The 14,855-nt window shown below is 66.1% G+C and carries 13 protein-coding genes; 5 read left to right on the forward strand and 8 right to left on the reverse strand.

Annotated elements, in window-relative coordinates:
• Positions 1-8: 8 nt before the first annotated feature.
• On the reverse strand, positions 9-344 hold the full coding sequence (locus ACNJYD_RS29760) for a hypothetical protein (protein ID WP_439364119.1): 336 nt from the start codon (positions 342-344) through the stop codon (positions 9-11).
• A 101-nt stretch (positions 345-445) separates the two neighbouring features.
• Positions 446-907, reverse strand: coding sequence for an Hsp20 family protein (locus ACNJYD_RS29765; protein WP_439364120.1), 462 nt, complete (start codon positions 905-907; stop codon positions 446-448).
• 309 nt (positions 908-1,216) lie between these two features.
• On the opposite strand from ACNJYD_RS29765, the gene ACNJYD_RS29770 reads away from it, so the two are divergent.
• Positions 1,217-2,779, forward strand: coding sequence for a hypothetical protein (locus ACNJYD_RS29770; protein ID WP_439364121.1), 1,563 nt, complete (start codon positions 1,217-1,219; stop codon positions 2,777-2,779).
• Here the strand turns inward: ACNJYD_RS29770 and ACNJYD_RS29775 are convergent.
• Positions 2,768-4,069: an MFS transporter gene (locus ACNJYD_RS29775; RefSeq protein WP_212254476.1), complete on the reverse strand. Its 1,302-nt coding sequence runs from the start codon at positions 4,067-4,069 to the stop codon at positions 2,768-2,770. The genes ACNJYD_RS29770 and ACNJYD_RS29775 overlap by 12 nt on opposite strands.
• A 488-nt stretch (positions 4,070-4,557) precedes the next feature.
• On the opposite strand from ACNJYD_RS29775, the gene ACNJYD_RS29780 reads away from it, so the two are divergent.
• Genes ACNJYD_RS29780 through ACNJYD_RS29790 form a run of 3 tightly spaced genes read left to right on the forward strand, consistent with a single transcriptional unit; the run spans position 4,558 to position 8,326 of the window.
• Entirely contained in the window at positions 4,558-5,772 is a 1,215-nt protein-coding gene (locus ACNJYD_RS29780; RefSeq protein ID WP_212254475.1) for an ABC transporter substrate-binding protein, read from the forward strand.
• Between the two features lie 8 nt (positions 5,773-5,780).
• Positions 5,781-7,514 (forward strand): FAD-dependent oxidoreductase, encoded by a 1,734-nt coding sequence (locus tag ACNJYD_RS29785; protein WP_439364122.1) that lies wholly within the window; start codon positions 5,781-5,783, stop codon positions 7,512-7,514.
• A 17-nt stretch (positions 7,515-7,531) separates the two neighbouring features.
• Positions 7,532-8,326, forward strand: a complete 795-nt coding sequence (locus tag ACNJYD_RS29790) for an IclR family transcriptional regulator (protein ID WP_212254473.1) — start codon at positions 7,532-7,534, stop codon at positions 8,324-8,326.
• Positions 8,327-8,492: 166 nt separating this feature from the next.
• Here ACNJYD_RS29790 and ACNJYD_RS29795 read toward each other — a convergent pair whose 3' ends face one another.
• The 3 genes from ACNJYD_RS29795 to ACNJYD_RS29805 are packed head-to-tail and all read right to left on the reverse strand — an operon-like array spanning position 8,493 to position 12,242.
• The gene (locus ACNJYD_RS29795) at positions 8,493-9,272 is read right to left on the reverse strand and encodes an SDR family NAD(P)-dependent oxidoreductase (protein WP_439364123.1); all 780 of its coding nucleotides are present in this window, start codon (positions 9,270-9,272) and stop codon (positions 8,493-8,495) included.
• A gap of 38 nt (positions 9,273-9,310) precedes the next feature.
• Positions 9,311-10,576, reverse strand: coding sequence for an NAD(P)/FAD-dependent oxidoreductase (locus ACNJYD_RS29800; protein WP_212254471.1), 1,266 nt, complete (start codon positions 10,574-10,576; stop codon positions 9,311-9,313).
• Positions 10,577-10,580: 4 nt separating this feature from the next.
• Complete coding sequence (locus ACNJYD_RS29805; RefSeq protein ID WP_212254470.1) at positions 10,581-12,242, reverse strand: thiamine pyrophosphate-binding protein; 1,662 nt, start codon at positions 12,240-12,242, stop codon at positions 10,581-10,583.
• 213 nt (positions 12,243-12,455) lie between these two features.
• Here ACNJYD_RS29805 and ACNJYD_RS29810 point away from each other — a divergent pair, with 213 nt between their 5' ends.
• On the forward strand, positions 12,456-13,145 hold the full coding sequence (locus ACNJYD_RS29810; protein ID WP_439367530.1) for an aspartate/glutamate racemase family protein: 690 nt from the start codon (positions 12,456-12,458) through the stop codon (positions 13,143-13,145).
• 57 nt (positions 13,146-13,202) lie between these two features.
• Here the strand turns inward: ACNJYD_RS29810 and ACNJYD_RS29815 are convergent, their stop codons facing one another.
• Both ACNJYD_RS29815 and ACNJYD_RS29820 read right to left on the reverse strand, forming a co-directional pair.
• A complete protein-coding gene (locus ACNJYD_RS29815; RefSeq protein WP_172786916.1) occupies positions 13,203-13,988 on the reverse strand; it encodes an ABC transporter permease in 786 nt (261 codons plus the stop codon).
• The gene (locus ACNJYD_RS29820; RefSeq protein ID WP_172786997.1) at positions 13,985-14,797 is read right to left on the reverse strand and encodes an ABC transporter permease; all 813 of its coding nucleotides are present in this window, start codon (positions 14,795-14,797) and stop codon (positions 13,985-13,987) included. Before ACNJYD_RS29820 ends, ACNJYD_RS29815 begins: the two co-directional genes overlap by 4 nt.
• Positions 14,798-14,855 lie beyond the last annotated feature (58 nt).

A 14,855-nucleotide genomic window follows, 5' to 3' on the forward strand; every position in this document is an offset into this window, starting at 1 on the left:
CGTGACCATCATGCCGCCCGCCCTTCTGCGGCGGCCCATGGCCGCCGCAGCCGCATCGGCACGCCGCCGCCGCGCGGCGGGTCGTCATTATCGTTGTCGCTGTCGAGCTTGCGCAAGGCGGCCAGAATGTCGGCGAGCCGGACCGTGTGGCTCATGCCGGGAATCTCGCGCAAGGCGGGACAGGATTCGACCGCGTACATGTCCGATGCCCAGGACGACAGGATGACGCGCTTCTCGGGCGAAGCGAGCTCTTCGGCATTCAGGACGTCGGCGGGCGAATCGTAGTGGGCGGCAGGATGAAACAGCGGATTGAGAGTGCCGGAACCGGTATTCACGTTGGTCATCGGTTAAGTCTCCCACATGCTCCTTTCCAGGGGGACGGCTTGTTGGCGAGGAGACGGCGGCGCCACATCGCCGCCGTCCCGCTTGACGTTCATGCGAGCGCTCAGGCTGCCTTCTTCTGCTCGATCTGCGATGCCGCGGGAGCGCCGCCCGCAATCTGAATGCGGCGCGGCTTCATGGCTTCCGGAACCTCGCGGACGAGGTCGATGATCAGGAGCCCGTCCTGGAACGAGGCCTGTTTCACCTGGACGTAGTCGGCAAGGTTGAACACGCGCCGGAACGGACGCGCGGCGATGCCCTGGTACAGATATTCGCGCGCGGCGGTCTCGGGCTTCTTGCCCTCGATGGTGAGCGCGTTCTGTTCGGCCGTCACGGTGATGTCGTTAACGCCGAACCCCGCTACCGCAAGGCTGATCCGGTAGTGATCTTCGCCGGAACGCTCGATGTTGTAGGGGGGATAATTGTCCTCGGTCGCCTGGCGCAGCGTGCTGTCGACGAGGTCGGCGAGGTGGTCGAAGCCGATGGTGGATCGCCACAGGGGCGCGAAGTCAAAACTGGTCCTCATAACCAAGTCCTCCAAAGAGCAAGATGGATACGAAGGAGCGCAAGGCGGGAATTCAGACGGGTCCGAAAGACCTGCCCGGCGCCCGTGCCGGACCCGATCTGGCATCCGGCACACCGCTCTCGCGGCGAAAAACGACTTAGAAAACCGGCAACCGGTTTCAAGAGGGGCCTGCAAAATTTTTTTGTCCCCATGGGTGGTCCGCCGGGCCCGCACGCTCTCGGCGGCAACGGCAAGGTAAAATAGGGATAAAATAGCCGGGTCGAAGGGAAGGCCAGATTGCCTCCGGCCTTGTGGCACCGGGCAACGCGCATGGCGTACCAGGCGGCAGCACACCACAGACCAGGGTCCCGACCGCGGCCGGCCGGTCTCGCGGCCGGCGCGATTGCCCTGCTCGCCGCCGCAACGGCCTGTGCGGCGCAGGCCGACGACATCGCCATCTCGCCCGCCGGACTGACGCCGATCGGAAAGGTCGATGCGCGCTTTCAGTCCTACAATATCGAAATGGTGGAGGTGACCGGCGGGCGGTTCTGGACACCTTATCCGCGAACCGCACGCGCCTTCGACCAACGGGATCGTTACAGCGCGCGCCCGCCGATCGACCTTGCCAATGGGCGGCTACGCCGGCTCGCGGCGGCGTTGTCGCCGGCCTATCTGCGCGTCAGCGGCACCTGGGCCAATGCGACGGTCTTTGCGGAGGCGCCGGGACAGCCGCCGCCGGGATTCAGCTCGGTGCTCAGCCGGGCGCAATGGCGCGGCGTCGTGGAGTTCGCGCGTGCGGTCGATGCAGAGATCGTCACCTCCTTTGCGATCAGCCCCGGCAGCCGCGATGCCCACGGCACCTGGACGCCGGACCAGGCGCAGCAGCTGATCGAGGCGACGCGCGCGCTCGGTGGCCGCATCGCCGCCGCCGAATTCATGAACGAGCCGACGCTCGCGGCGACGAACGGTGCACCGGCCGGCTATGACGCGGCCGCCTATGGCCGCGACTTCAAGGTCTTTCGCGATTGGATGCGGCGCGCCGCACCGGAGACGCTGATCCTCGGCCCGGGCTCGGCCGGCGATCCACCGTCGCCATCCGGGGCGGGGCTCACCACGCGCGATCTGCTTGCCGCATCCGGTCCCGGCGTCGATCGGTTTTCCTATCACCATTACAACACGATCTCGCCGCGCTGCGGCGGGCAGGACGATCCGGCGCAAGCCCTCTCGGAGCAATGGCTGGGCCGCACGGATACGACACGCGCGACCTACCAGGCCCTGCGCGACGCATTCGAGCCGGGCAAGCCGATCTGGCTGACCGAGACGGCTGATGCTGCCTGCGGCGGCGGCTTATGGGACCGGACTTTTCTGGACACGTTCCGCTATCTCGACCAGCTCGGACGCCTGGCGAAGGCCGGCGTGCAGGTGGTGATGCACAACACGCTGGCCGCCAGCGATTACGGCCTGCTCGAGGAAACGACGTTCCGGCCGCGGCCAAGCTATTGGGCCGCGCTGCTGTGGCGCCGGCTGATGGGAACGATCGTGCTCGACGCAGGCAAGTCTGCTCCGCGCGATCTCCATCTTTATGCGCATTGCCATCCCGACAAGGCAGGTGCGGTGTCGCTGCTCGCAATCAACACGTCCCGCAACACAGCGCGCACGCTATCGCTGCCGGTTTCCACCGAGCGATACATCCTGCACGCGGCGCGGCTGCAGGGCACGATGGTGCAGTTGAACGGCAAGACGCTCGCACTGAGCAACGATGGCCGGCTGCCGCCGCTTCAGGCACGTGTAGCGCCACCGGGCGCGTTTCGGCTCGCGCCGACAACGATCACCTTCCTGGTGCTTCCGAACGCTGCAAATCCGGCTTGCCTGTCCCGACGCTCAGGATCTTAGCGAGTCTCGCGCCGTCTCCGGCGCCATCAGCGTTGCGAGGATCGTGATGACCGACAGCGCAACGATATAGACCGACACCGCCCAGTACGATCCGGCCCATGCCAGCAGCGCAGCCGCGATCAGCGGCGAGAAGCCGCCGCTCAACGCCGCCGCGACGTTGGCGCCGAGCGAGGCACCGCTGTAACGCACCTGGGTGCGAAACAGCTCCGGCATGAACGCGGCCTTCGGCCCGAACAGCAGCGCATGGGTGAGCGTCATCGTGACGACGAGCGCAAGCGTGATCAGCGCCGGCTCTTTGGTGTCGAGGAACCAGAACAGCGGGAACGCCAACGCCACCGAGAACACGCCGCCGGCCAGGTACAGCGCCTTGCGTCCGAAGATGTCGGACAGCCAGCCGGCCAGCGGCAGCGTCGCGAACTCGACGATCGCGGCATAGACCACCGCGTCCAGGATCACCTGCCGTGGCAGGCCAAGCTTGGTCGTCGCGTAAACCACCGTGAACACGGTGAGGAGATAAGCGAGCCCGACCTCCGACACCGTGATCCCGATCGCGAGCAGAAAGCTGCGCCAGTCGCGGCGCAGCACTTCGAGGGCCGGTTGCGCCAGCACCTCCTTGCGTTCGACGATCTCCTTGAAGTGAGGCGTCTCCGCGAGCTTGAGCCGCACGATGAAGCCGACGCCGACCAGCAGAATGCTGATCAGGAACGGCACGCGCCAGCCCCAGCTGAGGAAATCCGCCTCGGGCAGCTTCGTCATCAGGGCGAAGATGCCGGTGGAGGCGGCGACGCCGACGGGAAAGCCGACCTGCACCAGGCTGCCGTAGAAGCCGCGGCGATTGCCGGCGTGCTCAATCACCATCACGACCGCGCCGCTCCACTCGCCCCCGAGCCCGATGCCCTGGACGAAGCGCAAGGCGATCAGCAGGATCGGGGCCCAGACGCCGATCTGATCGTAGGTCGGCAGGCAGCCGATCAGGAAGGTGCCGAGCCCCATCGCGATCATGGTCGCGACCAGCATGGTCTTGCGGCCGAGCCGGTCGCCGTAATGCCCGATGATCGCGCCGCCGATCGGCCGCGCGACGAAGCCGACCGCATAGGTCGAGAATGCCGCGAGCGTGCCGACGAAGGGATCGAAGCTCGGGAAGAACAGCTTGTTGAAAACGAGAGCCGCCGCCGTGCCGTAGATCAGGAAATCGTACCACTCGATGGCGGTGCCGAGCGCACTCGCCCACACCACATGCGCCGTCGTCGATCTCTCCGCGGAAGCGGAGACCCCCATTGCTGTCGTCATGCCCTGCCCCAACGATTCCGGTGGGCATCATGAATAATCAGGGTCAGGGTTGCAACCTGCCCGCGCACTTGGTCGCTCGCGTGCCCCGGACGCTGCGCAGCACGAAGTGATGCGCTGCAGAGCCGGGGCCCATGTCGCTGCGAGTTGCGCGGCCTGCTGGGTCCCGGCTCTGCGCAGCAGCGCTAGAGCGCTGCAGCGCGTCCGGGACGCGAGAGCGTCCGGTGCCGCCGCTCCGACACCCGTCATTGCGAGGAGCCCTTGCGACGAAGCAATCCAGACTGCCTCCGCGGAGAGATTCTGGATTGCTTCGCTTCGCTCGCAATGACGGGTGTTGATGCATTAGCGCTCCCTGCGCGACGTTGCCCAACTATCGTGGAACCCATTCCGCCCCCTTATTCGCCATTGACAAACTCATTCGCCAATATCTAATTTACCTCCACAAAACGACCCTGCCGCACCAAGCGGCCAATAAGAGAGAGGAAACGACAATGAGAGGGCTCCTGGCCTGCACCATGCTCGCGGCCATGACTTCAGCAGCCATGACATCGGCGGCGACCGCGCAAGTCTCCGACGACGTGGTGCGGATCGGCGTGCTGACGGATCTGTCGAGCTGGGGCCGCGACAACTCCGGGCCGGGCTCGGTCGAGGCCGCCAAGATGGCCGTGGAGGAATTCGGGCCGACCGTGCTCGGCAAGCCGATCGAGATCATCAGCGCGGACCACCAGATGAAGACCGACGTCGGCGTGCAGATCGTGCGCGGCTGGTTCGACAACGGCAAGGTCGACGCCGTCGTCGACATCCCCAATTCCGGCATCGCGATCGCCGTCCACAACATGGTGCGCGAGCGCGGCAAGATCGCGCTGCTCTCCGGCCCCGGCGCGAGCTCGCTGACCGACGAGCTGTGCAGCCCGAACACCGTGCACTTCACCTACGACACCTATGCGCTGTCGAAGGTGACCGCGTCCGCCGTGATCAAGGAGGGCGGCAAGTCCTGGTACTTCATCACCGCGGACTACGCTTTCGGCCAGCAGCTCGAGAAGGACGCAACCCGCTTCATCAACGAGATGGGCGGCAAGGTGCTCGGCGGCGTCAAGCATCCGACCAACACCGCGGACTTCTCCTCCTTCGCGCTGCAGGCGCAGAGCTCGAAGTCCGACGTGGTCGCCTTCGCCAATGCCGGCCAGGACACCGATAACGCCATCAAGCAATCCGGCGAGTTCGGCCTGGTCCAGGGCGGCCAGAAGCTGGTCGGCCTCTTGATGTTCGACACCGACGTGCACGCCATCGGCCTCAAGGCCGCGCAGGGCACTTACATGACCACTGCGTCCTACTGGGCCATGGACGAGGCCACCCGCGCCTGGTCCAAGAAGTTCTACGAGCGCACCAAGGTGATGCCGACGATGATCCAGACCGGCGTCTACGGCTCGGTGCTGCATTATCTCAAGGCGATCAAGGCGGCCGGCACCGACGATTCCGCCAAGGTGATGGCGAAGATGCGCGAGCTGCCGATCGAGGATATCTTCGTCCACGGCGGCAAGTTGCGCGAGGACGGCCGTGTCATCCGCGACATGTATCTCGCCAAGGTGAAGTCGCCCGAGCAGTCCAAGGAGCCGTGGGATTATCTGGACATCGTCAAGACCGTGAAGGGCGAGGACGCCTTCCGCCCGATCTCCGAATCCAAGTGTCCGCTCCTGAAAAAGTGAGGCCCGATATGGCTGGCAACGAGCATGGCGCCATGGAGACTTACGAGTGCGACGTGCTCGTGGCCGGATCGGGTTGCTCCGGCATGTCGGCCGCGATCACCGCGCGTTATCGCGGCCTCGACGTGCTGATCGTGGAAAAGGAACCGCGCTTCGGCGGCACCACGGCCCGCTCCGGCGGCTGGCTGTGGATCCCCGGCACCTCGCTGGCGAAGGCCTACGGCATCGAGGAGTCGCCGGAGCAGGCCCGCACCTACTTGCGGCACGAGGCCGGCAACAATTACGACGCGGCACGCGTCGATGCCTTCCTGAGCGCCGGTCCTGAAGCCGTCGATTTCTTCACCACCAAGACGGCACTGCGCTTCGACATGCCGCTGGTGTTCCCGGACTACCACGCCGAAGCGCCCGGCGGCGCGCAGGGTGGCCGCTCCATGGTGACGCGCCCGTTCGATGGCCGCGAGCTCGGCGACCAGATCAAGACGTTGGGCATGCCCCTGCCCGAGCTCACCGTGTTCGGCATGATGCTCGGAAGCGGCAAGGAGATCATTCACTTCATGCGCGTGACGAAGTCGCTGACCTCGGCGGTCTATGTCGCCAAGCGGCTATCGCGGCATCTGATGGACGTGCTGCGCTACGGCCGCGGCATGACCTTGACCAACGGCAATGCGCTTGCGGGGCGGCTCGCGAAATCCGCGCAGGATCTGAAGATTCCGATGTGGCTGTCCTCCCCGGTGCGCGAGCTGACGGTCGAGAACGGCGCGGTGACCGGTGCGATCGTGTCGCGCGAGGGACGCGAGGTGCGTGTCCGCGCACGGCAGGGCGTCGTGCTCGCCTGCGGCGGCTTCCCGCACGATGTCGAACGTCGCAAGAAAATGTTCCCGCACGCACCGACCGGCAAGGAGCATTTTTCGCCCGGCCCCATCGGCAACACGGGCGACGGCCTGCGGCTTGCCGAGAGCGCCGGCGGACATGTCGAGAATCGCCTGCCAAACGCGGCGGCGTGGGTGCCGGTGTCGCTGACCACGCGCAAGGACGGCTCCAAGGGCGTGATGCCGCATTTCATCGATCGCGCCAAACCCGGCGTGATCGCGGTGATGCGCGACGGCAGGCGCTTTGCCAACGAGGGCAATTCCTATCACGACTTCGTCCAGGCCATGATCAAGGCGGCCAAGCCCGGCGAGGAGATCGCCGCCTATCTCGTCTGCGATCACAAGACGTTGCGGAAATACGGCCTCGGATGCGTGCCGCCCTTCCCGATGCCGCTGGGTCACCATTTGAGGACCGGCTATCTCATGCGCGGCGGCACGCTGGAAGCGTTGGCCGCCAAGGCCGGCATCGATGCGAAGGCGTTCACCGAGACGGTCAAGCAATTCAATGCGACGGCGTCGCAAGGTCACGACGCCGCCTTCGGCAAAGGTTCAAAAGCCTATAACCGCTACCAGGGCGATGCGCTGCACGGCCCCAACCCCTGCGTGGCGCCGATCGAGAATGGTCCGTTCTACGCCATCAAGATGGTGATCGGCGATCTCGGCACCTATGCCGGCATCGTCACCGACGAGAACGCGCGGGCGCTCGACGCCGAGGGCCGGGTGATCCCCGGCCTCTATGCAGCCGGCAACGACATGGCGAGCATCATGGGCGGCAATTATCCCGGCGCCGGCATCACGCTTGGGCCGGCGCTGACCTTCGGCTACATTGCCGGCAGACATCTTGCCGACAGCGCCGCCAAGCGCGACGCGGCGTAAGCCAGGCTTAGAGGCGCATGAAGAGAGAGAGCCGCGGCATCCAGTCGATCGAGGTCGGCGGCGAATTGCTTCGCGCGCTCGCCCGGAGCGGCGAGCCGATGATGCTGCGCGATCTCGCCCGCGAAGCCGGCATGACGCCGGCCAAGGCGCATCCCTATCTCGCCAGCTTCTCGCGCATCGGCCTGATCGAGCAGGACGAGACCACCGGCCGCTACGAGATCGGCGCACTTGCGCTGGAGCTCGGCCTGATCAGCCTGCGCCGCCTCTCCGGCGTGCGCATCGCGCGTCCCAAGATCTCGGGCCTCGCGAGCCAGATCGGCCACGCCGTCTCGCTCGCGGTCTGGGGCACGCACGGCCCGACCGTGGTGCAGCTCGAAGAGCCCGCCCAGCCGGTGCACATCGTGATGCGCGTCGGCTCGGTGATGGCACTGCTGGAGACCGCGACCGGCCGCGCGTTCGCGGCCTTCCTGCCGGAGAAGACGATCAGCGCCGCGCTCGACAGCGGCCTCGACCGCCATGGCGTCGGCTACAACCCGAAGCGCGCCGTGAAGGGTACCAAAGTGGCCGAGATGCTCGCTGAGGTGCGCAAGCACGGCCTCGCCCGTGCGCTCGGCGATCCCCTGCCCGGCGTCAACGCGTTCTCCGCGCCGGTGTTCGACCATTCCGGCCACGTCGCGCTGGTCATCACCGCGATGGGCCCGGAAGGCACGTTTGATGCCCGCTGGGACAGCCCGATCGCGCATGCCCTGCGCGAGTGCGCGGAGAGCATTTCGAAGCGGCTGGGTTACGGGATCACCGTTGCGGCCGAGTGAGGCTTCGCAGCCCAACACAAACACCGCTGTCATGCCCCGCGCAGGCGGGGCATCCAGTACGCCGCGGCGAATGTGGCGAGAGCGAGATCTCCAACGCGCGCCTCTGGAATACTGGATCGCCCGGTCAAGCCGGGCGATGACAGCGAATGTGGAGCGACCTCGCCCCCTACTTTTCCTTCACCGGCACCGTGTAGTTCAGGACCAGCCGGCCGCCATCCGGATAGATCGTCTGCCCGGTGATGTACGACGCATCGTCGCTGGCCAGGAACGCCACGACGGAGGCGACCTCGCTCGGCTCGCCGCCGCGGCCGGCGGGCGTTCGTGACATCACGGTCTTGCGGGCGTCCTCCGAGGTGTAGATGGACGACGCCACCATGTCGGTCAGAATCGTGCCCGGCCCGACCGCGACGACGCGGATGTTGTGGGGAGCGAGTGCGACGGCCGCGACGGAGGTGAGCTGCTTCATGCCGCCCTTCGACATCGCGTAGGTCGCCAGCGCCGGGATCGCCAGCAGCGCATTCACCGAGGACATGTTGATGATGACCCCGCCGCCGCCTTGCGCGATCATCTGCCTCGCCGCCGCCTGCACGCCGAAGAACGCGCCCTTCAAATTGATGCCGATGATCTCGTCGAATTCCTCTTCGGTGATGTCGAGGATGTCGCGGTTGCGGGCGACGCCGGCATTGTTGACCATGATGTCGAGCCGGCCGAACTCCTTCACCGCGGTCGCGACCAGCTGATCGACGTCCGCGCGCTTGGCGACGTTGCCGACGATCGTGCGCAACGCATTCGGCCGGCCAAGCTCGGCGGCCGTGGCGGCGAGGCCTTCGGCATCGACGTCGGAAATGACGACCTTGACGCCGTCGTCCAAAAACCTCTTCGCGCAGGCCTTGCCGATGCCGCGCGCCGCGCCGGTGATGGCCGCGACCTTGCCGGATAGTCTCATGGTCTCACTCCAGGACTTGGGACGATTTCACCTTGCTCTCAGAGGAAACGATCGGGCGCGAACGGCGCGAGCGGAATTTCCGGCGCCTTGCCGCTCACGAGCTGGGCGACGAGACGACCGGTGCGGGCCGAGCCGACCAGGCCGACATGGCCATGGCCGAACGCATAGACGATGTCGCGCGAGGCGCGCGCGTAGCCGATGCAGGGACGTCCGTCCGGCATGCTCGGGCGATGGCCGAACCAGGTCTTGACGCGCGAGGCCGGAATGTCCTTCGGCAGCTTCGGGAACATGCCGACGAGGTGGTTGCGCAGGATCTCGGCGCGCTTCCAGTTCGGCGCGGCTTCCAAGCCGGCGATCTCGACCGTGCCGGCGGCGCGCAGGCCCTTGTTGGTCCAGTTCACCACAAGCTTGGCGTCGGAGGCCATCATCGAGCTGCGCGGACCTACTTCCGGATTCTCGATCACGACATGATAGCCGCGCTCGGTTTCGAGCGGGAGGGGATCGCCGATCGACGCAGTGAGCTGCTTCGAGCGGGCACCGGCCGCGACCACAGCGGCATCGCAAGCGATCTCGCCGGTCTCGGTGAGAACGGCCACGAGCTTGCCGCCGTTGAGCTTCAGCCCGGTCGCCTTGGCGCGCACGTGCTTGGCGCCACTGGCGATCGCGTGATTGGCGAGCGCGCCAACGTAAGCGCCGGGATCGCGGCAGCGGCCGGCTTCCTCCACCACCACGCCAAAGGTGTAGCGCGGATGCAGGTCCGGCTCACGCTGGCGCATTTCGTCGGCATTGAGCTCCAGCCATTCGACGCCGACCTTCTTGCGCAGGCGCCAGCCGAGATCGTTGTCGAAATTGCCGCGCGAGGTGAACACGTGCATCACGCCGTTGCGCTCGATCAATTCGGGGACGCCGGCTTCTTCCGCGAGCTTCTTGTGCAGCAGCGGCGCGTCCTTCAAGAGGTCGCGCAGCGCGAACGCCGTGGTCTCGACCCGCGCCGCGGTCCAGCCCGAGAGCAGGTACTTGATCAGCCAGGGCAGCGCCTTCGGCAAGTAGGACCAGCGGATCGCGAGCGGACCGAGCGGGTCCATCAGATAGCCCGGCACCTTCTTCCACACGCCCGGCTCCGCCGGCGGGATCACCGAATGCGACGACAGCCAGCCGGCATTGCCGTAGCTCGCCGCCTGTTCGCCGCCCGGGTCGCCGGGATCGATCAGCGTGACGCGATGCCCCTCGCGCAGCGCCTCGATCGCGCTGATCACGCCGACCGCGCCGGCTCCGATGATGGCGACGTGGCGGCCGGCCGGCATCGCTTTAAGCCTTCACTGCGGGCGTAAAATCCTTGCCAACCGAGATCGCCCTGGGATCGATGATGCAATGGAGGATCGACGGCTTGCCCGAAGCGAGCGCGCGCTCGAAGGCGGGCGCGAACTCTTCGGTGCGCTCGACACGCTCGCCATGGCCGCCGAACGCCTTCGCGTACATCGCAAAGTCCGGGTTCTTCAGCTGGGTGCCGACGACGCGGCCGGGATAGTCGCGCTCCTGATGCATGCGAATGGTGCCGTATTGCGCATTGTCGACGATGATGACGACGAGCGGCGCGTCGTATTGCACGGCGGTGGCGAATTCCTGGCCGTTCATCAGGAAGCAGCCGTCGCCCGCAAACGCGACGACGACCCGATCCGGATATTGCCGCTTGGCGAGCACGCCAGCCGGCACGCCATAGCCCATCGAGCCCGAGGTCGGTGCGAGCTGGGCGGCAAAGCTGTGGAAGCGGTGATGGCGGTGAATCCAGCCGGCATAATTGCCGGCGCCGTTGCAGACGATCGCGTCCTTGGGCAGGCGGTCGCGCAGCCAGGTCATGACCTCGCCGTACTGGAACCTGCCCGGCAGCTCGCGCGCCTTCCCGGTCCAGGCCAGATAATCGGCATGCGCCTTGGCGGCTTCGCCCTTCCACGCCACCGCGCCGGAAGGCTTCAGCGTCTCGACGGCAGCGGCGAAGGCGGCCGGCGTGGCCTGGATCGCCAGCGCCGGCTGATAGATGCGGCCGAGCTCTTCGGAGCCCGGATGCACATGGATCAGCTTCTGCTTCGGATTGGGAATGTCGAGCAGCGTATAGGACGAGGACGGCATCTCCGACATGCGGCCGCCGACCAGCAGGAGAACGTCGGCATTGTCGATGCGCGCCTTCAGGCCCGGGCTCGGCCCGATGCCGAGGTCGCCGGCATAGTGCGAATGGTCGGCATCGATCAGCGAAGCCCGGCGGAACGAGGTCGCGACCGGCAGGTCGAACCGCTCGGCGAAGCGCGCGATGCTCTTGGTCGCCTCCTCGGTCCAGCGCGAGCCGCCGAGAATGACGAGCGGCGCCTTGGCGCCGGCCAGCATGGCGCCGAGCTTCTCGATATCGGCAGGCGCCGGCCAGCTCACCGCCGGCTCGATGCGCATGGCATCGGCAACGGCCGCGGTCTCGGTCAGCATGTTCTCCGGCAGCGCGATCACGACGGGACCGGGGCGGCCCTGCATGGCGACGCGGAAGGCGCGCGCCACCAGCTCCGGAATGCGGTCGGGACGATCGATCTCGACCGCCCATTTCGCCATCGAGCCGAACACCGCCTTGTAGTCGAGCTCCTGGAACGCCTCGCGCTCGCGCATGCCGGTGTCGACCTGGCCGACGAACAGGATCATCGGCGTCGAATCCTGCATCGCGATGTGGACGCCGTGGCTGGCATTGGTGGCACCGGGGCCGCGGGTGACGAAGCAGATTCCGGGCCGGCCCGTGAGCTTGCCATAGGCCTCCGCCATCATCGCCGCCCCGCCTTCGGCACGGCAGATCACGACGTCGATCGGGCTGTCATGCAGCGCATCGAGGGCCGCCAGATAGCTCTCACCCGGCACGCAGGTGACGCGCTCGACACCCTGGGCGACGAGCTGATCGATCAGGATCTGGCCCCCGGTGCGGGTGTTGCGAATGGTCATGTCGGCTCCCTCAAGACTTCAGCGATGCGCACTTATGCGGGAACTGGCCTAGGACAGGCCGAGAGCGTGCGCAAGGTCGAAAGGCTTCTCGCACCCTGCGCAGGCGTCATGCCCGTCCCTGCCGTTTGCACTACAGGTCCCGGCGCGGCGATGATGGCGAGCTTCGAGATCTTCGTCTACGATCCGGCGATCCAAATCGTCGGGAGCACCGGAATGCAAACCATCGGCCTGATCGGAGGCATGAGCTGGGAGAGCACCGTACTTTACTACAAGCTCATCAACGAGCGGGTCCGCGACCGCATCGGCAAGCTGCATTCGGCCCCGCTCTTGATGTATTCCTACGATTTCGAGGAGATCAAGCAGATGCAATATGCCGGCCGCTGGCAGGAGGCGGCGACCAGCCTCGCTGAGGTCGCGCGCCTGCTCGAAAGTGCCGGCGCGCGGGCGATCGTGCTGTGCACGAACACGATGCACAAACTGGCGCCCGAGATCATATCCAGCGTGAGCGTTCCGTTCATCCACATCGGCGACGCGACGGCCGAGCGGATCCGGGCCAAGGGATATCGGCGGGTCGGGTTGCTCGGCACCAGGTTCACGATGGAGGAAGATTTCTACATCGATCGATTGCGCGCGCATGATCTCGACGTCATGGTCCCTCCCGCGGACGAGCGCGCGGAGGTGAACCGCATCATCTACGACGAGCTGTGCCTCGGGAACGTCGCCGCGCCCTCGCGCCGCCGCTACCAGGAGGTGATGGCGGCCCTCGTCGCCGGCGGAGCCGAGTGCATCATTCTCGGCTGCACCGAGATCACCATGCTGGTCGGCCCGGACGACACGTCTGTCGAGACGTTCGACACCACGGCCATTCACGCGGAAACGGCCGCCGATTTCGCGATCGGGTGAATTTGATCCCTCTTCAGCCCCGTTCCGGGATCGAGGTCCCTGGAAGGTGGGCTATCCTCACCCGCTCCGCTTCTGCCGCGCGCTCGCCAGCAGCACCAGCATGAACGAGGCCGCCGTCATCAAGGTCGAGATCGCGGCGATGGTCGGATCGATCTCGTCGCGCAGCGCGGTGAACATGCGCTTGGTCAGCGGCTGATACTGGCCGCCGGAGATGAACAGCGCGACGATGGTCTCGTCCATCGCCGAGATGAAGGCGAAGATTCCGCCGGCGACCACGCTGGACTTGATCTGCGGCAGCGTCACCGCGAAGAAGCTGCGCAGGCGGTTCATGCCGAGGCTGCGCGCCACCATCTCTTGCGCGGGATCGAAGCTCTGCAGACCCGCAAGCACCGAAATCACGACATAAGGCAGGCCCAGCATCACGTTGGCCAGCACGAGGCCGGGCATGGTCGCGACCAGGCCGACCTTGGCATAGACGAAGAAGATGCCGACCGCGGTGATGATGATCGGAACCACGAGCGGCAGCAGCAGCGCCATGTGGATGAGACGCATGATCCGCAGCTTCGACTGGCTGATGGCATAGGCGGCGGCCACCCCGAACGGGGTCGCGATCACGACGGTGAGGAGCGCAACCGTCAGCGTCACCCGCGTCGCCTGCATCCAGGCGGGATTTGAGAAATATTGCTGGTACCAGCGCAGCGAGAAGGACGGCGGCGGAAAGGTCAGGAAGCGCGCGCTGGAGAACGAGATCGGCGCGATGATCAGAACGGGAAGGATCAGATAGACCAGCACCAGCAAACTGATCACATACAGGACGATCCGTGCGGGCGAGGCGCGCATCATTTCTGCCCCAACACGCGGTCGAGCGAGACGAAGCGGCTTACAATGAAGAAGATCGCGACCACACTGATTAGCAGCACGACAGCGACCGCGCTGGCCGCGCCGAATTGGTTGTAGAGCTCGACGTTGCGGCTCACCAGCATCGACACCATCACGGTGCGGCCGCCGCCGAGCAGTTCCGGCGTGATGTAGAAGCCGAGGCAGAGCACGAACACCATGGTGCAGCCGGCAAGCACACCCGGCAGCGACAGCGGCAGGAACACGCGCATGAAAGTGAGCGAGGGGCTCGCGCCCAGGCTGGCGCCGGCCTGCATGAGATCGTTCGGGATCTTCTGCATGGTGGCATAGAGCGGCAGCACCATGAACGGCAGCAGGATGTGCACGGTCGCGACAACCGTGCCGAACGTGTTGTGGACCAGCGCGAGCGGCTCGGAGATCACATCGAGATAGCGCAGGAACTGGTTGATCACGCCGCTGCGCTGGAGCAGCGCCAGCCAGGCATAGGCGCGCACCAGCACGCTGGTCCAGAACGGCAGCACGACCAGCGACAGGATCAGGATGCTCCACCCTTTCGGCACCGAATTGGCGAGGTAGGCCACGGGATAGCCCAGCAGCAGCGCGATTGCCGTGACCGCGAGGCTGATCTCGAACGTCAGTGCAAAGCTGCGCCAGTAGACATCTTCGGTGAAGACGCGGCGATAGTTCTCCAGCGTGAAGCCGTCATGATAGATCGACTGCCAGGCGAGCCAACCGACTGGCAGCACGATCAGGGCAAGGATCACCAGCAGCGCCGGCGACACCAATGCCAGCATCAGGCCGTGCTCGCGGCGCTGATGCTTTTGGGAGGGATCTGGCACGGATGTCGTCAAC

It is taken from the genome of Bradyrhizobium sp. SPXBL-02, assembly GCF_051853065.1.
GTDB lineage: Bacteria > Pseudomonadota > Alphaproteobacteria > Rhizobiales > Xanthobacteraceae > Bradyrhizobium.